The 20,354-nt window shown below is 48.7% G+C and carries 19 protein-coding genes; 17 read left to right on the top strand and 2 right to left on the bottom strand.

Translation table 11 applies throughout. The annotated features are described in order from the left end of the window. The first annotated feature begins 6 nt into the window (after positions 1-6). From pnpS to PMI05_RS19265, 5 genes are all read left to right on the top strand, one after another. On the top strand, positions 7-1,770 hold the full coding sequence (gene pnpS, locus PMI05_RS19285; protein ID WP_007725332.1) for a two-component system histidine kinase PnpS: 1,764 nt from the start codon (positions 7-9) through the stop codon (positions 1,768-1,770). Between the two features lie 108 nt (positions 1,771-1,878). Then, positions 1,879-2,535 carry a phosphate signaling complex protein PhoU gene (phoU, locus tag PMI05_RS19280; protein ID WP_007725330.1) on the top strand — a complete coding sequence of 219 codons (657 nt, stop codon included), beginning with the start codon at positions 1,879-1,881 and terminating at the stop codon, positions 2,533-2,535. A gap of 192 nt (positions 2,536-2,727) precedes the next feature. Next, entirely contained in the window at positions 2,728-3,816 is a 1,089-nt protein-coding gene (locus tag PMI05_RS19275) for a PRK06851 family protein (RefSeq protein ID WP_007725328.1), read from the top strand. A gap of 92 nt (positions 3,817-3,908) precedes the next feature. Then, positions 3,909-4,853: a VanW family protein gene (locus PMI05_RS19270; RefSeq protein ID WP_007725327.1), complete on the top strand. Its 945-nt coding sequence runs from the start codon at positions 3,909-3,911 to the stop codon at positions 4,851-4,853. Positions 4,854-5,497: 644 nt separating this feature from the next. Then, a complete protein-coding gene (locus PMI05_RS19265) occupies positions 5,498-5,956 on the top strand; it encodes a TspO/MBR family protein (RefSeq protein WP_039961029.1) in 459 nt (152 codons plus the stop codon). A 12-nt stretch (positions 5,957-5,968) separates the two neighbouring features. Here PMI05_RS19265 and PMI05_RS19260 read toward each other — a convergent pair whose 3' ends face one another. Then, on the bottom strand, positions 5,969-7,261 hold the full coding sequence (locus PMI05_RS19260; RefSeq protein ID WP_007725324.1) for an amidohydrolase: 1,293 nt from the start codon (positions 7,259-7,261) through the stop codon (positions 5,969-5,971). Between the two features lie 210 nt (positions 7,262-7,471). Between PMI05_RS19260 and PMI05_RS19255 the strand changes: the two genes are divergently transcribed. From PMI05_RS19255 to PMI05_RS19215, 9 genes are all read left to right on the top strand, one after another. After that, a complete protein-coding gene (locus tag PMI05_RS19255) occupies positions 7,472-8,338 on the top strand; it encodes a MurR/RpiR family transcriptional regulator (RefSeq protein WP_007725322.1) in 867 nt (288 codons plus the stop codon). Positions 8,339-8,355: 17 nt separating this feature from the next. Next, positions 8,356-9,393 carry a serine hydrolase gene (locus tag PMI05_RS19250; protein ID WP_007725321.1) on the top strand — a complete coding sequence of 346 codons (1,038 nt, stop codon included), beginning with the start codon at positions 8,356-8,358 and terminating at the stop codon, positions 9,391-9,393. A 24-nt stretch (positions 9,394-9,417) separates the two neighbouring features. Then, positions 9,418-10,701, top strand: coding sequence for an ABC transporter substrate-binding protein (locus tag PMI05_RS19245; protein WP_007725319.1), 1,284 nt, complete (start codon positions 9,418-9,420; stop codon positions 10,699-10,701). Between the two features lie 144 nt (positions 10,702-10,845). Continuing rightward, on the top strand, positions 10,846-11,739 hold the full coding sequence (locus PMI05_RS19240) for a carbohydrate ABC transporter permease (RefSeq protein ID WP_039961028.1): 894 nt from the start codon (positions 10,846-10,848) through the stop codon (positions 11,737-11,739). 33 nt (positions 11,740-11,772) lie between these two features. After that, on the top strand, positions 11,773-12,597 hold the full coding sequence (locus PMI05_RS19235) for a carbohydrate ABC transporter permease (RefSeq protein WP_007725314.1): 825 nt from the start codon (positions 11,773-11,775) through the stop codon (positions 12,595-12,597). After that, positions 12,584-13,564 carry an N-acetylglucosamine kinase gene (locus PMI05_RS19230; protein WP_007725312.1) on the top strand — a complete coding sequence of 327 codons (981 nt, stop codon included), beginning with the start codon at positions 12,584-12,586 and terminating at the stop codon, positions 13,562-13,564. The genes PMI05_RS19235 and PMI05_RS19230 overlap by 14 nt, the downstream gene beginning before the upstream one ends. Before the next feature lie 127 nt (positions 13,565-13,691). Continuing rightward, positions 13,692-15,104: a PAS domain-containing sensor histidine kinase gene (locus PMI05_RS19225; RefSeq protein WP_007725311.1), complete on the top strand. Its 1,413-nt coding sequence runs from the start codon at positions 13,692-13,694 to the stop codon at positions 15,102-15,104. 12 nt (positions 15,105-15,116) lie between these two features. After that, positions 15,117-15,431, top strand: a complete 315-nt coding sequence (locus PMI05_RS19220; RefSeq protein ID WP_007725309.1) for a DUF3870 domain-containing protein — start codon at positions 15,117-15,119, stop codon at positions 15,429-15,431. Between the two features lie 27 nt (positions 15,432-15,458). Then, the gene (locus tag PMI05_RS19215) at positions 15,459-16,673 is read left to right on the top strand and encodes a GGDEF domain-containing protein (RefSeq protein WP_007725306.1); all 1,215 of its coding nucleotides are present in this window, start codon (positions 15,459-15,461) and stop codon (positions 16,671-16,673) included. On the opposite strand, the gene nhaC is transcribed toward PMI05_RS19215, so the two are convergent. Further along, positions 16,670-18,022 carry a Na+/H+ antiporter NhaC gene (gene nhaC, locus PMI05_RS19210; RefSeq protein ID WP_007725304.1) on the bottom strand — a complete coding sequence of 451 codons (1,353 nt, stop codon included), beginning with the start codon at positions 18,020-18,022 and terminating at the stop codon, positions 16,670-16,672. The genes PMI05_RS19215 and nhaC overlap by 4 nt on opposite strands. A gap of 333 nt (positions 18,023-18,355) precedes the next feature. Here nhaC and PMI05_RS19205 point away from each other — a divergent pair, with 333 nt between their 5' ends. Genes PMI05_RS19205 through PMI05_RS19195 form a run of 3 tightly spaced genes read left to right on the top strand, consistent with a single transcriptional unit; the run spans position 18,356 to position 20,140 of the window. Then, entirely contained in the window at positions 18,356-19,279 is a 924-nt protein-coding gene (locus tag PMI05_RS19205; protein ID WP_007725303.1) for an NAD(P)/FAD-dependent oxidoreductase, read from the top strand. Between the two features lie 21 nt (positions 19,280-19,300). Further along, complete coding sequence (locus PMI05_RS19200) at positions 19,301-19,549, top strand: glutaredoxin family protein (RefSeq protein WP_007725302.1); 249 nt, start codon at positions 19,301-19,303, stop codon at positions 19,547-19,549. Positions 19,550-19,585: 36 nt separating this feature from the next. Beyond that, positions 19,586-20,140 carry a peroxiredoxin gene (locus PMI05_RS19195; RefSeq protein WP_007725301.1) on the top strand — a complete coding sequence of 185 codons (555 nt, stop codon included), beginning with the start codon at positions 19,586-19,588 and terminating at the stop codon, positions 20,138-20,140. Positions 20,141-20,354 lie beyond the last annotated feature (214 nt).

Raw genomic sequence — 20,354 nt, 5'->3', positions numbered from 1 at the left:
TTTACCTTGACTCGCTTTCGAATCAAACTCACTTTGACTATTTTGGGTTTAATCTCCCTCGTACTATTGGTGATGGGGATGTATTTTGCCAAAGTGCTGGAGAATTCCTACCTCCAATCACTGAATGAGCTATTGTCCCGCGAGTCGAAGCTCATCTCTCAGGCGGTCCGTTTCCCGAACGTCTTTACCGATAAAGCGACGTTAGCGGATCGGGTCACACAAGTAGCGCCAACGGATGAAGTACGAATTACCATTATCGACAAAGATGGTCAGGTAATGTACGACAACTCCTCCCACTCGGAAGAGATGGAAAACCATCATGACCGACCGGAGATGATGGCAGCGTTAAAAGGAGAAACAGGGATTTCCCGCCGTTTCAGTGAGACGCTCGGCTATGACATGATGTACGTTGCAGTACCTGTTGAACTGAACAACGAAATATTCGGTGTTGTTCGTTCAGCGATGTCGATGAAAGATATTACCGATACGATCCACAAGATGTGGTACAGCTTGCTCACCGGTTTATTGGTTACTTTGGTAGTCGGATCGATTGTTGTTTCCCGCATTTCCTTTTCCATTATTCGTCCGATCGAGGAGATCACCCGGGTAGCCCGCAACATTACACAGCGTCAATACGAGAGCCGTGTGAGAATCAAAGCAAAGGATGAGATCGGTCAGCTTGCAGGAGCGATCAACTTCATGGCATCGAGCCTGGAGCAGCAGATGTACGAAATCTCGGAGAATCAGCAGCGCCTAGCAGGTGTGCTGACCAATATGACGAGTGGCGTGATCTTTATTTCAGAGCAACGTCGGATCATGCTGGTCAATCCCGCCGTTGAAAAGCTGTTGGGGACTGCTGGACATGAGATCGTAGGGAAGCTGCATATCGAGGCAGGCAAGAGCTTTGGGCTCAGCCAATACATCGACAGGTGCCTCGACAGAAGCGAGAAGTTCCGCCAAGAGGTACACATCTATTACCCGCAGGAACGCATCCTCGACGTAAATTTTGCTCCCTATATCAACTTCAAGGGGGAGTCGAGGGGTGTAGTCGTGGTGCTGCACGACATTACCGACATTCGCCGCCTGGAGAAGATGCGCAGTGAATTCGTGGCTAACGTATCGCATGAGCTACGCACGCCGATTACCTCGATCAAGGGCTTTACAGAGACCTTGCTTGAAGGGGCGATGCAGGACGAGGAAACATGTCGCAATTTCCTGCAAATCATCTCGGATGAGAGCGAGCGACTCTACCGGATGATCCGCGATATTTTGGACCTGTCCAAAATCGAGCAGAAGCGAATCCCGTTGCATCTGAGTAAGGTTCACTTGCAGGATTTAATCAGTTCGGCAGTTGCCATCATGCATGACCAGGCACAGCGCAAGGAATTGACGATCACGCTCCCTTCACCGAAGCCAGATATTTGGCTCATGACGGATAAAGATTGCTTGCAGCAGATCATCTTGAATCTGTTGACGAATGCGATCGCCTATACGTCAGAAGGTGGAAAAATCAACGTCAAGACACAGGCAGACAGCGAAAACATCACCATTCAAGTGATGGATACCGGGATCGGCATTCCAGAAAAGGAACTCACGCGTATCTTTGAGCGGTTTTATCGTGTAGACAAGGCGCGTAGCCGTGATTCAGGTGGAACAGGTTTGGGCCTCGCAATTGTGAAGCATCTCGTGGAAAATTTGCACGGACATATCAGTGTGGAGAGCAAGGAAGGAAGAGGGACAACCTTCACAGTTACACTTCCCCTTACCTAAAAAAGCTACTGCAAAAACATTTACACAAACAAAATAGTAGCTTTACTTCTACAATACAATCGCCTTGTACCATTTGACATGTCAGACACTAGAAGGGGGAAAAGGGAAATGTCACGGCACGCTTTTGAAGAACAGCAGGATGTACTGCACCGCAAGCTCATGACGATGGGCACATTGGTGGAAGAAGCTATTCATAAATCCATTAAGAGTCTGGTTGAGCGAGATGCTGAACTGGCTGAACAGGTTATCGCAAGCGATCCTGTGATCAATGAGTTGGAGCAAGAAATACAGAGCGATTGCTTCCGTCTCATTGCATTGCAGCAGCCAGTCGGAGGTGACTTGCGACGCTTGGGAACCATGTTGAAGCTGGTGACGGATTTGGAGCGAATGGGTGATCATGCCGTTTCCATTGCCAAGACGACCCGACGCTTGATGGCGGACCCGTACGTGAAACCCCTCATCGATATTCCGATGATGGCTGATCACGTCAAGGCTATGGTGCGCGATTGCTTAAATGCGTATATTGCACGCAACAAAGAAGCGGCAGAAGAAATTGCGGCACGCGACGACATTGTTGATAAACTGTACTCCACGATTTTCCATGATCTGATTGAATTGATGACGAAAAACAGTCAGGCCATTTCGCAAGGAACGCATTTGCTCTTGGTCGCGCAATATTTGGAACGGATTGCCGATCATGTTACGAACATCTGCGAATGGATTATCTATATGTCTACTGGTAAAATGACGGATTTGAATAAATAATACCCGAATGACAAAAAGCCGCTGCGAGCTATGAATAATAGCTTGCAGCGGTTTTTCCATACGCGGTCGCTCATCCATGAGAAAACCTCGATAGAGTTTTTCATATCGTTGTAGACAGACGCCTATTTCTCTTGTTGTGCATACAATACATCGTTTCAACCGCAGCGAGAAGATGCACAGGAGGGAAAAGCAATGACGAAAAAAGTGCGCCATATATATGCGGCAGGGAATACTGCGCGAGGATACAAGACTTTTTATGACTCCGTATTGGAAGGCTTGGAGCGCGTTTATATTTTGACAGGGACAGTGGAAGGAATTACATCGCCACTGATCGAGTCGATTGGAAATCAAATGGCACGAAAAACAGATGAAGTGGAATGGATTCATTCCCCTTTTGTGAACGGACAGTTTGATGGTGTCATTTTTCCCCGTTATAAAGTAGCGATCATGGACGGAAGTTATCCGCGCTTGTGGAGACCGGCTTCCCCTGGCGTAACTGAAATTCAGATCAATTTGCAGGCGATGGTAGACGTTGATCAGCTCGTGGATGACAAAGACCGGATCGCCTTCTGGTACGAAGAGATTTTTAATAAGAGTGAAGAGGCTTATCAAGCTTTTGGCGAAGCACTGCGCATCCATGATGAGTGGGAAGCCCCTTACATTGAAAACCTGGACAGAGAAGAAGCCAATCGTGTCACGGAAGAAGTCATCGGGCTATTCTTCAGGGATGAGCAGCTAGAGAAGAAAGCAAAAGTTCGGCGTATGTACTTGGGAGCTGCCACTCCACAGGGACCAGTCGATCATATCATGAAGCTGACAGACCAATTGGAGAAGCGCTATTTCATCAAGGGCAGACCAGGCTCTGGCAAGTCAACCATGCTGAAAAAGCTGGTGAAGGAAGCCCAGACACGTGGCTTTGATGTGGAAGTGTACCACTGTGGTTTGGACCCGCACAGCCTCGATATGGTGATTGTACCTGAGAAGAGCCTCGCGATTTTTGACAGTACGGCTCCGCATGAGTATTTTCCTAGCAAAGATACGGATGAGGTCATTGATATGTACGAACGTGCGATTACCCCAGGAACCGATGAGAAATACGAAGAAGAATTATTGGATATTAAGGTAAGATATACCCAAAAAATCAAAGAGGCCACAGCCAATCTAGTGGCAGCCAAGGATCTGCGTGACCAGTTAAACACCACGTACCAGGAAGCAGTTGACCAACAGCGTTTAAAGGCTGTTTCGCAAGCTCTCGTAAGCAGACTAACAAAGATGAGCTAATGGCATTTAGATCGCAGAATGAAACCTGTTCGACTGCTCATACTACAATAACGGAAGATGATCGTTGTTGGAGAATGGAGGTGAGCAGCCGGATGGGTTTTGCTATGACGTTGGCTCTGTTACTGTTAATCAATCCCCTCGACCCAACGAATTTTTTGCAGATAGAGATGGATGACAAGACGGTAGCTATTCTCAATCGGGCTGATTATTCTCTTCCCTTTGATGGCGTTCCTTTGGTTGATGAAAGCAAGCTTGTACGAATGGTGGAAGAGTTGGCGAAAAAAGCGCACATCGAGCCCATCAATGCGACGATTAATAACGCTGGGGCCATCGTTCCGGAAACCAAGGGAAGAAGGTTAGATGACGCGGTATTTCGCGAACGTTTTTACGATTATTTTTACGGTACGGGAGCCGCAAGCATGAATGTCAGCTACAAAGAGGTATTCCCGAAGGTAGACAAGACGCTCATGAGTCAGGTTCGGAAAAAAAGGATCGGACAATATGCGACCTATTTCAATGCAGGCAACCGGAACCGAGTACACAACATCAAGCTCGCCTCGCAGGCGATTAACAATTACGTGGTATTGCCAGGAGAAATTTTTTCTTTTAATAAGGTAGTGGGCCAGCGTACGAAAGAAAAAGGGTATTTGCAGGCGCCTATTATTGTTAGAGGAGAGCTGTCGGAAGGCATCGGGGGAGGAATCTGCCAAGTATCGTCTACTTTGTTCAATGCGGTAGACCAGGCAGGTTTGCACATTATGCAGCGCTATTCTCACAGCCGAAACGTAGCGTACGTACCTCCAGGCCGGGATGCGACCGTGAGCTGGTACGGCCCTGATTTTGTGTTTCAAAACAAATACGCCTATCCGGTCTTGATCCGGGCGATCGCGAGCAATGGCAGCATGTACGTGACAGTTCACTCCTTTCCAGAAATTGAGCATGAGCCACGAAATGTACCAAGCGTACGCCGCACGACCCCTGAGGAAGCACCTGATGCACCATCTATTTTGAATGGAAACGGACCGACAATCCCTTAGAGATGAAAGGGGGTGTCGGTCTTTTTACGTCTTGGGTACGAGGCTGCGGTGGGGAGAAGAATATTTCCAGTCTAGGCTCAGTGCTCCGTCCTACTGAGGGTCAAGACTGTCCGCTCCGAAGGGATTTGCGGGGAAACGCAAAAGTGGTAGCCGCTTCGACGTAGGGGCACGTTGCGTTTCTTTTGCCCGCAAATCCCTTCTCCGCTTGGTAGGACTCCACAAGTCGCTACGTCTGGAAATATTCTTCTCTAGCGTAACTGAATAGGTTCTTCATTCTTTCCCTTCTTTAAAAAACGATCAACTCTGAAATCTCGTAGAGGAAACAGGAGAAAAAAGCGAAGATCTTTGGTACACCGACCGAGACGGAATGCAAAAAGCGAAACACGTCCTTAAGCGTCCACCTCTGAAAATGCATCCTGAAAGGGCCACTTTGGACGCGGTTTCGCTTTTTGCATGGAGCCGGGCAGTGAATCCCCCAGCGGGTGGGACAAGAAGCTGAGCGTTTTCTCCTGTTTCCTCCCCACCACTACAGCAACGTACCAAGATTTTTTCCATCCCAAAAAGAAATCTCTGAAACTAGCATGAAAACAGAAGGACCACTCATAGATATAGAAGAGAAAGAAGAGGAAAGGGTGACTGCCTGGATGAGATTGGTGCACAATAGTCTTCTGTTTCTTGCTGGAGTAGTCCTCTATTCACTGGGTGGTCTTGCTTTTCCAGACGGTGGGGCCTGGTATGATTCCCTTGCCAAGCCCAATGGAACACCGCCAATCTACTTGTTTCGTATCATCTGGCTGATTTTATACGCACTCATAGCATGGTCGTTTCTGATCTTGATTCGAACGAAGCAGATAGACCGCGAGCTTTTGCTTCTATATGGAATCAATTGGTTTTTTCATCAACTTTTTTTCGTGTTGTTTATCGGTTATCAACTGCTCGTGTTGGCTGCGCTGGATACCATTCTGGTGATGTATTCGACATGGGTACTCATTCGCGCCATTCGTCCCCACCACAAAATCGCATCCTCGCTGCTCATTCCCTCTTTCATGTGGAGCGTGTTTGTGATGTGTCTCGCCATTGGCTTTTGCCTGCTCAACCTGTGAGCACAATAGCAATTACAGACCCTCGACGAGTCGGCTGGCTCGTGATGTCGCTTCTCTCTTTATTTCCTCCCAATGGAGGGTTTGGAATTGGCGCTGATGCATCAAAATTTCTCCGTTCACAATGGTTGTATCCACATCGGCTCCCGTCGCGCTGTATGCGAGTAAGGCAGGTATGTCATGGACAGGCTGCAGGTGCGGTTTATCCAGATCGATCAGGATGAGATCAGCTCTTTTCCCAGCTTCCAGAGTTCCGACTTCGTGATCGATCGCAAGCAGTTTTGCACTTTCGATGGTAGCCATGCGCAAGGCTGCTTCGGCAGGCAGTACCGTCGGATCGCCGTGCTTGAGCTTTTGCATCCAAGTTGCGGCTTTGATCTCGGCAAACATATCGAGAGTCGTAGCACTGCCAGCACCATCTGTTCCCATCCCGACAGTGACCCCAGCCTCGATCAGCTCTTTGACAGGGGAGATGCCGCAGCCGAGCTTCAAATTGCTGACAGGATTATGTGCGACGCCGCCTCTCATCCCGCGAAGAAGTTTGACATCGGATTCATTCAAATGAACAGCATGCGCGAGCGAGACGTGCGTATCGTGAAACATGCCCAGTTCATGCAAATACTCCGTGGGAGTCTGATTGTACTTGGCCCGGATTTTCTCTCCTTCCTCAATCGTTTCAGCCAGATGGATGTGGAGCGGGATCTGGCGCTCGCGGGCAAGCTCGATGACTCCTTGCAAAGGCTTCGGCGGGCACGTATAAGGAGCGTGTGGACCGAGCATCGTTGTGATTCTGCCATCGCCAGCCCCCGTCCAGTTGTCGAGGAGGTCTAATGCTTCGGCCATTCGTCGTCCACCGTCATCCTCGAAAAAGACCATGCCCCGAGTCAAGGAAGCGCGTATCCCGGAATCAAGTACCGCTTGGGCAACAGCATCCATATGCACGTACATATCGGCAAAAGCGGTCGTGCCAGAAGCGATCATTTCTGCGATCCCCAGTGTCGTTCCCCAGTAGACATCTTCTCTTGTCATCCGAGCTTCAGCCGGGAGCATCTTTTTGTCCAACCAATCCATCAGCTTGAGGTCATCGGAAAAAGCACGCAGCAAGGACATGCTGGCATGGTTGTGCGCGTTGATGAGACCGGGCATCGCTACCTTATTTTTAGCCAGTATGACACGGTCTGCTTCCTCCTCAAGGGATGGTCCGATTTTGGTGATTCGACCATCCACAATCCAAATATCCCCAAGAAATGGCTTCTCTCCCTCAGCCATCGTCAATATCATGCAGTCTTTAATCAGTAACGTTTTCATGGGAAAATCCTCCTTTTTATTCCTGTTAGCGATGCAAGCGTAAAGCTTGACGCCGCGAGAAAGTCAAGGAGGGAATTTTTAGAAAAAGAGAGAACAAATTCAGAAGTGTTGTGCTGAGCTTCGTGATTTTGAAATATTGTTTATTAGATAACAATTGACGAGAGAAATAATGCTACATAAAATGTAGTTAAGATTTGGGGGAAGAAAGCGATGTCACATATGTTAAATGGAGGGCTTGTCAGCCTACAAGCAATCTTGGATCAATTGAAACCTTCGGAGCGAAAAGTCGCTGATTATATCCTGGCTCACCCGGAAGATGTCGTGAAGCTTTCTGTACAAAAACTGGCAGAATTTAGTGGGGTTTCCGAGGCGACGATAATCCGTTTGGCTCGCTCTCTTAATATGAAGGGATATCAGGAGCTAAAGCTGCGCGTCGCGGGAGATTTGACGAAACAGACGGCGATGGGCAGCTATCAGGAGATTATGATGGAGGGTTCAGTTGAATCGATTATGCAAGCGGTCAGCTGGAACAATATTCAATCCATCCAGGATACGCTCTCCGTCTTGTCCAACGAAGAAGTAAAGAAAGCAGTCGACGTGCTGTCGGTAGCCAGGAAGATCGATGTCTACGGCGTTGGTGCATCGGCAGTCATTGCTGACGATATCCGGCAAAAATTTTCGCGGATTAACTTGTGGTGTGAGGCTTATTCGGATTTTCACGCACAATTGACGTCGGCAGTCACTTTAACGGAAAAAGACGTGGTCATCGGCATATCTTATTCAGGACAGACCGAAGACATTATTCAATCGTTGACGGAGGCCAAGCAGCAGGGAGCGACCATCATTACTCTGACCAAATTCGGCCCCTCGCCAGTAGCCGAACTAGCCAACATCCGGCTGTTCACCAGCTCGGTCGAAAAAAGCATTCGCAGTGGAGCCATGGCTTCACGCATTGCTCAATTGAACGTCATCGATATTTTGTTTATTACCATGATCAGCAGGATGCAAGAGCAAGTCATACCCCTGTTGGAAAAATCAAGGCTTGCTGTCAGTCGAACGAAACGCTCATCGACGTAGGAGAAGGGAGGGAAGACATGGACGATCTGGAGCTGCTATTGCAAGGATGGGTGGACAACGGTTTGCTGCCGGGAGCTGCCTTGCGAATCGTACGTGATCGTCGTATCTGGTATGCGTGTGATGTCGGAACGACGAGTATCGCCAAAGACCAGCGGGTGACGCCGGATACCATGTTTGACCTGGCGTCGCTCACCAAAGTGACAGCGACGCTGCCTGCTATCCTCTTGCTCGTGCAGGAGGGAGTGGTAGCGCTAGATGATCAGATTGGTCGATTTTTTCCCGATTGTCCCGCTGATAAAAAGCGGATCACGCTCGCGCAGCTGCTTGCGCATACTTCAGGAATGCCGGCAGATTTGGCAGAGAGAAGGCGCGATAGCGAGATCGATTTGCCAGAGTTGTTGTATGCGCAAGAATTGATTCACGAGCCAGGGGCCCAGGTAGTTTACAGTGATTTGGGCATGATCTGGTTGGGCCTCGTTATCGAGCAAGTAACCGGAGAGCGCTTGGACCAGTTTGTTACTCGCCGCATCTTCACCCCATTGGGCATGGCACATACCGTCTACTGTCCGAATCAGCTGATTTATCGGAATATTGCGTCTTCTGAATATTGTAGCCTCACCAACGCCTACATTACAGGCGAGGTTCATGATGAGAAAGCATTTGCGATGGGAGGGGTCGCCGGACATGCTGGACTATTTTCAACGGCTGACGATTTGTGCCGATACGCGATGAGCTGGTTGTACCAAGATCCTCGAATACTTGCGAGCGAATGGTACGAACTGGCGATTCGCAATCATACAGAACAAGCAGGGGGGAGTAGAGGGTATGGCTGGGAGCTCAATCAAGCGTCCACCACCTTGAGCTGTGGAAACGGCTTGCATCGTAAGAGCTTCGGGCATACGGGCTTTACTGGAACCAGTATGTGGATCGACCCGGAGCAACAGTTTGCTGTCATCTTTCTCACTAACGCCGTTCATCTAGGCCGCAATCATCAGCTTCGGCAATTACGACCGATTTTGCACGATGCTGTTACGGCCCAGCTTTTGCAGACCTAAGGGAAGAAAAAGGGAGGGTTTCGCATGAAGCAATTTCGTTTTCGCTATGTAGCTTCAATCGTGTTGGCTGCGGTTATGGTAGTGACAGGATGTAGCAGTGGAGGAACCGAAACACCGTCTGGCGGCAGGCAGGGTGGAGGACAGCAGGTAACACTCTCGATGCATAGCTGGCGTGTAGAAGACACAGAGGGCTACAAAGCCATCATCAAGGCTTTTGAGGCAGACAATCCGAATATCAAGATCGACTTCAAACCATTTAAAGCAACGGAGTACAATACCATCCTAAACACGGCGCTCCAAAGCGACAGTGGTCCAGATATTTTGCAGCTGCGTCCCTATGCTCCGGGGATTACCCTGGCTGAAGCTGGACATCTGGAGCCTCTCGACAATGTGCCAGGCCTATCTACCATACCAAAAGACGTTCTCGCAGCGGCTACAGGTAAAGATGGTAAAGTCTACGGTGTCCCACTATCCCTGAACTCCACGCAATTTTACTACAACAAGAAAATCTTCGAGCAAAACGGACTCCAGGCACCGAAAAGCTGGGATGAGTTGATCGCGACAGCCAAAACATTGAAAGAGAAAGGAATCGTCCCGATCTCTTTCGGAGCAAAGGAAGGCTGGCTTCTCTCTCTCAGTCATGGTGTGATTGCTCCAGCTAGCTACAGCGGAACGGACTATCTCGACAAGCTGCTAAAAGGAGAAAGTGACCTGAAAAGCGCCGAGTTCCTCCAATCCGTGCAGCGTATGCAAGAACTTATCCCTTATTTCCCGGAAAATTATGTAGGTCTCGAATTGAATGATATGCGGACGTTGTTCGCCACGGAAAAAGCAGCGATGTTCATCAATGGCAGCTTTGAATTGGAAGGCATCAAAAAGCTCAACCCCGATTTGCCACTTGATTTCTTCCCGATGCCAACCGATGACGGAAAACAAGTCCTGACAACCTGGGTCGATGGTTCCTATGCCGTCAATGCCAAGTCCAAACACAAAGCAGAGGCATTGAAGTTCATGGAATTCATGGCGACGAAAAAGTTCGGGGAGCTATTCGCGAATCAGTTCAAACGAATCAGCGCGGTGCCAGGTGTATCGACGGACGATCCGTTGGTAAACAAGATGGCAGAGCTGTCCCAATCAAGCGCCACACCTTATTTGATGGTCGTCAACTTCGCGGAAGGAAAACCAACCACGAAGCAAACATTGGAAAACGCCCTCCAAGGCATGTATTTAGGCAAGCTCACCCCTGAACAAGTCGTAGAAGAAGTACAAAAGTCGGCGGCTACCTGGTTTCCTCCCTTTAAAAAGTAGAAAATAGCAGACGGAAAAAGGGGAGTGGACCCGAGGTGGTTCACTCCTGGCTTCCAAACAGGCCGCGATGATTTTCGTAAGAAAGGGGTGGGTATCATCGAGAGACAGACGGTAAACAGGAAAAGCATTCGAACAAAGGGGCAAGTGCGCTGGATGATTCACTTGTTTCCGCTGCCCGCGCTTGTTATTTATACGTTGTTTGTCGTGTACCCGATCTTTTCGGCATTCTTATACAGCTTGTACGATTGGAATGGCATCAAACGCGGGGTTTTTGTCGGACTGCAAAATTTCATAACGCTGCTTACGGTAGAGCCCTTCAACGAAATGTTCTGGAATGCTTTTCGTCATAACGTCTTCTACTTTGTGATCGAAATGATTGTGCAAAATGGAATCGCTTTCGGACTGGCTTTTCTCATCTATCGCAAAATACGAGGTTCCGGGTTTCTCAAGATCGCTTATTTCATGCCAAGGCTGTTGTCTGTTATTGTTATTGGGTTTTTATGGAAGTTGATTTTAAATCCGAATTACGGGGCACTCAATACCATTTTAGCAAATATTGGTCTGGGAGAATGGGCCAGACCATGGCTCGGTGACCCGGATACAGCGCTTCTCGCGATTATTTTGATTAACTGCTGGTTTGGCATAGGCTTTGCTATGCTGATCTTTTTGGCGGGACTTCAGTCGATCCCGGAGGATTTGATCGAGGCGGCGAGGTTGGATGGGGCAACAGGCTGGCGGATGCTGTGGAAAATGATTTTGCCACTGTGCATGCCAGCAATCACGATTATGACGATATTTACATTCATTCAGGCGTTTGAAGCGTTCGAGCTCGTCTACGCCATGCAAGGCTCGATGGGTGAGCCGTTTTATTCGACGGATACGCTGGCTGTATACTTTTATCGCATGGCGTTTAGCAGCGGAGCTGGGGATGTCACACTTGGACTCGGTTCGGCGTTGGCTGTCGTGTTGTTTTTCATCGTCGGATCTGTTTCGGCGCTGTCACTCTATTTGATGAGGAAACGAGAAGTCCAACACTAGTTGCGTGTTCCTGAGTGGAAAGGAGGATGCGATGTGAAGATGACTGTGGGTGGGAGAGCTGTATCTTATGTGCTAGCGTATTTATTTGCGTTAATCGCGCTATATCCGATCGTACTGATGATTTCTTCTTCCTTGAAAACGAATATGGAGATATTTGCGAGTCCGCTCTCCCTTCCGAAGACGTTTAGCCTGGATACGTATAAAAAGCTGTGGGAAGCCGTGCCTTTTGCTGATTTTTTATGGAACAGTGTATTCGTCAGTGCCATGTCTGTCTTGTTGATTACGGTTTTTTCAGCGATGGCGGCCTTTTACTTGTCGCGCTTTTCCTTTAAATGGACAGGGGGGCTATATTTCTTTTTCATTGTTGGCCTGATGATTCCGATCAAGCTGGGGATCGTTCCCTTATTTTTGCTGATGAAGAATCTCGGGCTCTTGAATTCACTGTGGTCGCTGATTCTAATTTATACGGCGAGTGGCATTCCGATCTCTGTTTTTATTTTGACGGGCTTCTTCCGGACCTTGCCGATTGAGCTGGAGGAAGCGGCGCGGATCGATGGGTGCAGCCATTTTCAGGTGTTTTGGCGCGTGCTACTGCCGCTGATTCGTCCGGCCTTGGCTACGGTGATCATTATTAATTTCATCCATGCGTGGAACGACTTTTTCTTCCCGTTGATTTTCATTCAAGAGGAAGCGATCAAGACGATTCCGGTAGGCATGATGGTGTTGTTTGGAGAATATGAAACGGATTGGAGCCTGCTGTTTGCTGGGCTCACGTTGTCTGCCTTACCGATGATCGTCGTGTTTTTGATGGCATCGAGGCAGTTTATGGAGGGGTTGACGGCAGGTGCAGTCAAGTAATGGGGAAAAGTGGTTTGTCGGGATCGATGGAGGTGGAAGTAGGACAAGGGCAGCGATCTGCAATGAGGCGGGGCAGGTACAGGCAATTGTAGTGGGGGAATCATCAAATCCGCTCTCCAGGAGCTGGGGGGATGTGGAATCTACCCTGCGCCAACTCATTGATGCTGTGAGGATAAAGGCAGGTGCCAAAGAAGAGGAAGTAGCCGGTCTGTTTATCGGGCTTGGCGGTGCAGATCGTCCGCAAATCAAGGAAAGAATTCAGCATGCCTTTGCCGATGAGTGGGGAGAACGGCTGTTGATTGATAACGATGTCGTCGCAGCTCTTTACGCGGGGACATGGGGGCAGCCAGGCGTCGTTCTCCTTGCCGGTACCGGCTCGATTGCCTGTGCCTTTTCAAAAGAGGGGGCGCGGCACCGTGTAGGCGGATGGGGGTATCTGGTAGGAGACGAGGGCAGCGGGTTTGATTTGGGCAAAAAAGCGGCAATCGCCGTATTGCGCGAATACGATGGGCGCGGTGAATCGACAGTACTGACGCGACTGTTTATGGACCACTATGGCGTAGTACGTCCTGATGAGCTGATCAACCTGATCTACGGGGGAAGCAATCCGCGAATGGAGCTGGCAAAAACGAGTCAGCTCGTGGAACAAGCCGCAACACTAGGCGATCCGGTGGCGAATGTGTTGATCATGCAAGCAGTGGAGGATTTGCTAGAATTGGCCGATGCGTGCTTAAAAAAGGTCCAGGAGCCTATACCGGTCGTTTTGGCGGGAGGATTGTTAACTGCCGGTACAATCCTTCAGGAACAACTGGTTGCGAGAGCTTCGTTTCAAACGATCCTTCCCGCAGTATCACCTGTTGTCGGAGCACTGGTCGCGGCAGTTACAAGGCTGGGCTTGGCTGTTGACGAAAAAATGGCAGAGCAACTGCGTGTCAGCGCAGCGGTACTGGAAAAATTGCACATTTAAATTTTTCGGGGGATGGAAACAACAGAGCGAATAGGGTAAAATTGGGTGAGAATAGGATTTGAGAACGTTGTAGGCTATTTCCGTAATTTGGAGTAGCCGTTTTCTCGTCCCAGGAGGGAGGGGCACGATGAAAAACTTATTGGACAGTGGATGGAGAAGTGGTCATCTCTATCGTTCCTTCTTTGATCAAATGATTCAGGCCACTTTTCTGCTCGATCAATTTGGTAGAGTTTTTAAAGGCAATCCTGCCTGCCAAGTGTTGAATGGCTACTCCGTAGAAGAATGGGAAGGGTCTTCATTTTGGAAGCTGGCTGTTTCGGAAGAACAGGAAATGGTACGCCTTCAAACGCAGTTTGCGATGAATGGCGATCCGAGACCTTTTTACACCGCTTTTCGTCATAAGGATGGGACAAGTATTCCCGTGTATATTACATATGGAACCTTTTGGGAGGAAGGCACGTCTATTGGGTATTATTCAATGGTGCAGAAGCTTCCAGCCTCGTTTGGGAACAGCTATGGCTCCAAACAGTGCAGAGTATTGGATATTTCCGGTGAAGGTGCGTTCATCTACCATGCTGGGGAGCTTCAATACGTCAACCAAGCAGGAATGGAACTAGTTGGGGCTTCCGGCTTGGACGAGCTGTTATGGTATCCTTTTCAGTCGTTTTTCCATCCCCGTGATGTACCGAAGATCAAGGGACTCCTCCGCATTTTGGAAGAAGGGGAAACGGCCACGCCGATTGAAGTCGAGCTGATCCGCTTGGATGGCACTCGGACGGAGGTAGAAGTTTGTGGAACATCCGTGCCGATGCAGGACAAGCCCTCCATGTACATACTGATCCGAGATATCACAGAACGCAAACGGGCGCAAGAATTTTTGCAAAACTCGGAAAAACTTGCGCTAGTCGGGCAATTGGCGGCAGGGATTGCACATGAGATACGCAATCCGCTTACCTCGCTAAAAGGCTTTGTGCAATTAATGCAAAAGGATGGCATGAGAAAGCCAGAATACTTCTCGATCATGAGCTCGGAATTGGCGCGAATCGAGATGATTGTCACGGAGCTGTTGGTCTTGGCGAAGCCGCATACGGCTGTGTTTGAAGCCCGCGATCTGTCCAACCTGATCACGCATGTGGTGACGCTCTTGGAGACGGAGGCGATTTTGAAAAAGGTCATGATTCAGGTCGTTTTCGAATCGGAAGTCCCCTTGATCCATTGCGATGAGAATCAGTTGAAGCAAGCCTTCATTAACTTTTTGAAAAATGGAATCGAAGCGACCTCAGGGAATGGAGAAATTGTCATTCGACTGCGGTGTGAAGATGATCGAGTCGTCATTCGGTTTGAAGATAATGGAGTGGGTATCCCGGCTCATCAGATTGCGAGATTGGGAGAGGCTTTTTTCACGACGAAGGAAACGGGGACGGGCCTGGGATTGATGGTGAGCCGCAAAATCATTGAGAACCATCGAGGGACTCTGCGATTGATAAGCACCCCAGGTAACGGAACGGCAGTCGAGGTATGCTTGCCAATCAGCAGCTAGGAGGACGACTGGATGAACAAAAATACGGTACTGACAGCAGGCTTCGCCCAAATTCCTAAGGGAACTACCTTGTACGAGGTTTCTACCATGGTTGGCTGCGTACTCATCATTGATGTAGACGCCGAAGTGATTTGCGACGCCAGCTTTACCTTTGTCATGGACAAGACGAGCGAGTTTTTGGTTAGCTTGCTTGTAGGCAAGACAGTTGCAGATGGCATGCAGGAGATCACAAAGGCGATCCAAGAACGTTTTTTAGCACCTGGTCAGGGAGCTGTCTTGCAAGCCATCCGTGCAGCTATTGAGCGATATCATGAAAAAAAAGCGTAAAGCTACCCAATAGCCGGAGGGTTGAATATGCATGAGAAGCACGACGTTAGAGAAGCGTATGCAAGACAGTTGTTGGAGCGTTATAGCCAATGGCTCGGAAACATAGAAGAAGTCGAGCTTGGCGAGGTCGAAGCGTTATCTCGTGAGGTAGACAGCATACTGTCGGAGCAGGACAGTGTCTTGCATGCAGAACTGCTGAAGCAGATTGTGGAGCTGCGAAATAAGGTAACCGAAATGATGTGGATCTCCGAGCACATGAAGATTTTACATGACCTCAGCCACATTTTTGCGAAAACGTTTGAGGAAAGCAAAATTTTGTGGAAAGCATTTGAGCTGGTCTCGCGCGTGATGCGTGCAGATGCTTTCTTTATTGCCATTTATGATGAAGGCGACAGTGAGATCAAAATTCCGATCAGCATCGATAATGGGGTCAATTACGGTCCGCTCACGATTCCCTATGGGCAAGCGATGGTGTCCAAAGTGATCGATACAAGAGAAACAATCCACATCAAGACGATGAAGAACGAGCCAAGCGAGCCAGAAATGATCCGCTGGGGAAGTCCGGAAATTGATACGAATACATGCATTTTCGTTCCACTCATGCTGGGGAATCAGATCAAGGGCGTTATTTCTGCCCAGTCTTATCGCGAATTCGCCTATAAAAAAGAGCATGAGGAACTACTGAAAATCATTGGTTTTCAGGTAGCAAGTGCTATCGAAACGGCGCGTTTGTATGAGCGAATGTACCAGATGTCGTTTCAGGATGAGCTGACAGGGATTGCGAACTATCGTGCGTTCCATCGTGATTTGGAAAAGCTACTGAGTGAAGAGGATACGTCTGTCTCTTTGATCATGCTGGATTCAGACAGCTTAAAAGCGGTGAACGATCATTATGGTCATCATGCAGGGGACGCACTGATTAAGCAAATTGCCGAAGCGATGAAAGAAGTGTCGGGACCAGAGGATACTGCGTATCGTTATGCGGGAGACGAGTTCATGCTGCTCTGCCCAGGATCATCTATGGAGATGGCGGAGGAAAAAGCGCATGCCATTCGAGAGTATTTGCGCTTGCGCCCCTTAACACAGGACGATTGCTGCATCTTGATTGCGGTCAGTGTTGGCATCGCGCGCTTCCCTAAAGACGCAAACACGGCAGATGGCTTGAAGCGGGCAGCAGATGAGGCACTGTACCGCTCCAAGCGCAAAGGAAAAAACTGTACGACCGTGTATGCAGCCGGCTAAGCTTTCTGCCAACGCATGGCGAATAGAAACGTCAAAATTGGCGAGATCCACAGGTAGATGACATAAGGCAAGTATTCCAGTGTGGATACATGCAAGGTAGCGGTAAAGAATGCACCACTTACCCCCCATGGAATGAGTGGGTTGACGAGTGTCCCGCAGTCTTCTAGAGTACGAGACAGTCGTCTGCCCGCCATTCCGCGCGCTTCGAATGCTTCACGAAACATCTGTCCAGGGAGCAGGATGGACAAGTATTGTTCTCCTGTCAGCAGATTCACGAGAATAGAAGAAGATCCGGCAAGACCGACCATCTGAGAGTCTCGTTTGATTCGATTGATGAATCCGGAAAAGAGAGAATGAAACACACCGCTGTATTGCAGGATGCCACCTAAAGACAAGGCAATCAAAATCAAGGCGAGGGACCAGGTCATCGACAACAGTCCACCGCGGTCCACAATTGATGCAACGGCTTCATTGGCGATATTGCTGACGAAGCCTTTTTGCATGACAGTCATCCATTCGACTGGAGAGGTAACTCCTTCCGAAAGAGCAGCTGTGACAATCCCGCTCAAAATCCCGAATACCAATGTAGGCAAAATCGGTTTTCGCAGCGCTGAGCATAACAGGACGACGAATGCTGGCAGCAGCGATAAAAGGCCAAGTGAGAAGTTTTGTTCCAAAGCAAGCTGGATTTCTTGAATGGCGTCTAGATTAACACTAGCACTTTGTCCTTGAAATCCGAAGAAAACCGCGGTAATGACAAGGGCAGGAACGGCAGTGCGTGACATGAACTTGACGTGCTCCGACAAGGAAACGCCTGCAATGGCTGCTGCAAAGTTGGTCGTGTCGGAGAGAGGCGACATTTTATCCCCGAAGCATGCTCCACAAATAATGGCTCCAGCTGTAATCAAGGGATCAAGTCCGAGTGCAGTCGAGACCCCCATCATAGCGACCCCTACCGTACTAATTGTGGTAAAAGAGCTTCCTGTTACGGAAGAAACGATTACCGTCAGAAATAGGGCGGAGAGTGTGAAGTACTCCGGTGAGATGATCGAAATGCCGAGGTGCAGAATCATCGGAACGGTTCCACTCATCATCCAAACCCCGATTAAAATTCCGATTAAAGAAAGAATCAGCATGGGGGCGATCGCAGTTTGAATTCCTTTGATCAAGCCCTCCTCCATTTGCTTCCACGGAACGCCGAACAGGAAGAGAAGAGTGGAAGCTCCAATGGTTGCGAGGAAGAGCGGCATATGCGGCTCAACTTTGCCCCAGAAAAGGGCGGGAAACAAGATTCCGAATACGGTGACAAGCACCCAAATACTTTGCGAAAAAGATAATGGCTTGTTCATAATGGCAACTCCTTGTTAAATCAGGCTGAAGCAGTGAGAAGGTACATTTTTACTTTCGTACTTTTGTGCTTTCTTGCTTCTTTGCTTTTGTGCGTTCAAGTGTTAGTGGTACTTTATCCTGAATTACTTGTTTCGTCAACGAAATCGGGTGAATTCGGAATCGTAAAATAATTCAGGGCAGAGGGGCGGACTTTTTAGTACGCCTTTTTATAATAAGACCTTATTTAGATTAATTATAAAAAGATATTGACTTTCAAATTATATCAAGTACAATGATAATTGTTCCTAGTTGATAATAATTATAATTTGATAATAAGGAAAGGGGGAGCGTTCATGTATGATGTCATCATCATCGGCGGAGGACCAGCTGGTGCTTCCGCTGCCATTTATACAGCTCGTGGAAATCTAAAGACGCTCGTCATCGATAAGGCACCCGGAACTGGGGCGCTTGCCCTGACACATAAAATCGCCAACTACCCAGGGGTAGAAGGCGAGATGACTGGGAAGGAACTATTGGATAAAATGCGCAGACAAGCGGAGGGATTCGGTGCAGAATTCATCCAGACAACGATTTCTGCGGTAGATGTAGAGGATGAGGAAAAAAGCGTCTTCACGGCTCATGGTACTTTCGAAGCGAAGGCCGTGATCATAGCGACTGGTTCCAAAGGACGTAACCGTATGCTTCCAGGAGAAGAGCAATTGCTCGGACGCGGAGTGAGCACTTGCGCAACATGCGACGGAGCTTTTTATGAAGGCAAGCATGTTGCGGTCATCGGTGATACGGAGGAAGCTTTGGAAGAAGCGCATGCACTGACCAAATTTACGGACAAAATCACTTTCTTGGTGCCGCGCGTTGATCTTCAAGGGGTAGAAGGACTACCTGAGCTGCCGAACACGGAAATGCGTTTCCGTACGCGCCCATTGGAAATCGTTGGCGAGAAGGCGGTCGAAGGGTTGCGTATTCGCACGGCAGAAGGAGCAGAAGAAATGCTGTCCGTAGACGGGGTCTTCGTCTTCCTGTCTGGCAGCAAGCCGGGTACCGATTTCTTGGATGGACAAGTTCCTCTCGATGAGGAAGGATTTATGATTCTAGATGAGTTCATGCAGTCTTCTGTTCCAGGCGTATTTGGAGCGGGTGAGGTGCGCAAAACACCTGTGAAGCAAGCAGTAGTCGCTGCGGCAGACGGTGCCATTGCAGCTATGGCTGTAGACAAATACATCAACAAGCGTTCCAAAGTTGTCCCTCAATATAAATAGATGAAAAGGAGAGAAACAAACATGGCACAAGCAATCGTATACTCCAGCACGAATTGCAACTTCTGCAAGCAATTAAAGACGTATTTGACAGAACAAAACATTTCTTTCGAAGAGCGAAACATCGATAAAAAAGAAGAGTACTTCCAGGAGCTGAGCCGTTTAGGAATGATGTCTGTTCCCTTGACCGTCATTGGCGAGAAGCAAATTTTGGGCTTCAACCCGACACGTATTAAAAAAGCACTGGCAGCATTGGAAGAGGCTGCGAAGTAATTTTCATCAGACACCATATAAAAGGAGAGATTTATTATGACAACACAGCAAACGATTCAACTACAAGTAGGAAAACCAGCACCTGACTTTAACATGCTCACAACGAAAAACCTCGAGACACTGGAAGAACGTGTGTCGCTGGCTGATTATAAAGGAAAATGGCTGATTTTGTTCTTCTGGCCGTTCGACTTCACATTCGTTTGCCCGACAGAGGTAACTTCGTTTAGTGACAACATGGAAGAGTTCGAAGATTTGGATTGCGAAGTGCTGGGCGTATCCACCGATAGCGTACATACGCACCGGGCATGGATAAAAACACCGCGCGATGAAAATGGTATCGGTGAAGTAAACTTCCCGCTCGCGAGCGACTTTAAAAAAGAGACGGCACGAGCTTATGGTGTCTTGGACGAAGAGACCGGTGCAGCTCACCGTGGTTTGTTCATCATCGATCCAGACGGCATTCTGCGCTACCAAGTGGTAACTGACATGAACGTAGGCCGCAGTGTGGCAGAGACGACTCGTATTTTGCAAGCCCTGCAGGCTGGCGGTCTGTGCCCGGCAAACTGGAAGCCAGGACAGAAGACGTTGTAATCAAAGGAAGAGCATTGCTTCTATAATATAGAAGAGGGACAGTCCCACTCGTCTATTGCAGACGGAGGGATTGTCCTTTTTTATGGAAGGAACACGTGGAGATGGAGCTAACGTTGACGATTCCATTCCTCTAAAAGCAGTTCGTTGTTGATACTCATTCCAGCCGCAGAGCCTAGAGCAGCGGCGGTGATCACCTGGTAGTGTGTAGTTGCTG

The organism is Brevibacillus sp. BC25 (assembly GCF_000282075.1).
Taxonomy (GTDB): Bacteria; Bacillota; Bacilli; order Brevibacillales; family Brevibacillaceae; genus Brevibacillus.
The sequence above is the reverse complement of the archived record's forward strand: the minus strand, read 5'-3'. Positions and strand labels throughout refer to the sequence as shown.

Coding starts and splice junctions, on each gene's coding strand:
- PMI05_RS19220 (WP_007725309.1), top strand. CDS start 15,117: ATGAACAAAAATACGGTACTGACAGCAGGCTTCGCCCAAATTCCTAAG.
- PMI05_RS19270 (WP_007725327.1), top strand. CDS start 3,909: ATGGGTTTTGCTATGACGTTGGCTCTGTTACTGTTAATCAATCCCCTC.
- PMI05_RS19225 (WP_007725311.1), top strand. CDS start 13,692: ATGAAAAACTTATTGGACAGTGGATGGAGAAGTGGTCATCTCTATCGT.
- phoU (WP_007725330.1), top strand. CDS start 1,879: ATGTCACGGCACGCTTTTGAAGAACAGCAGGATGTACTGCACCGCAAG.
- PMI05_RS19195 (WP_007725301.1), top strand. CDS start 19,586: ATGACAACACAGCAAACGATTCAACTACAAGTAGGAAAACCAGCACCT.
- PMI05_RS19275 (WP_007725328.1), top strand. CDS start 2,728: ATGACGAAAAAAGTGCGCCATATATATGCGGCAGGGAATACTGCGCGA.
- PMI05_RS19265 (WP_039961029.1), top strand. CDS start 5,498: ATGAGATTGGTGCACAATAGTCTTCTGTTTCTTGCTGGAGTAGTCCTC.
- PMI05_RS19255 (WP_007725322.1), top strand. CDS start 7,472: ATGTCACATATGTTAAATGGAGGGCTTGTCAGCCTACAAGCAATCTTG.
- PMI05_RS19205 (WP_007725303.1), top strand. CDS start 18,356: ATGTATGATGTCATCATCATCGGCGGAGGACCAGCTGGTGCTTCCGCT.
- PMI05_RS19200 (WP_007725302.1), top strand. CDS start 19,301: ATGGCACAAGCAATCGTATACTCCAGCACGAATTGCAACTTCTGCAAG.
- PMI05_RS19215 (WP_007725306.1), top strand. CDS start 15,459: ATGCATGAGAAGCACGACGTTAGAGAAGCGTATGCAAGACAGTTGTTG.
- PMI05_RS19260 (WP_007725324.1), bottom strand. CDS start 7,261: ATGAAAACGTTACTGATTAAAGACTGCATGATATTGACGATGGCTGAG.
- PMI05_RS19245 (WP_007725319.1), top strand. CDS start 9,418: ATGAAGCAATTTCGTTTTCGCTATGTAGCTTCAATCGTGTTGGCTGCG.
- PMI05_RS19250 (WP_007725321.1), top strand. CDS start 8,356: ATGGACGATCTGGAGCTGCTATTGCAAGGATGGGTGGACAACGGTTTG.
- nhaC (WP_007725304.1), bottom strand. CDS start 18,022: ATGAACAAGCCATTATCTTTTTCGCAAAGTATTTGGGTGCTTGTCACC.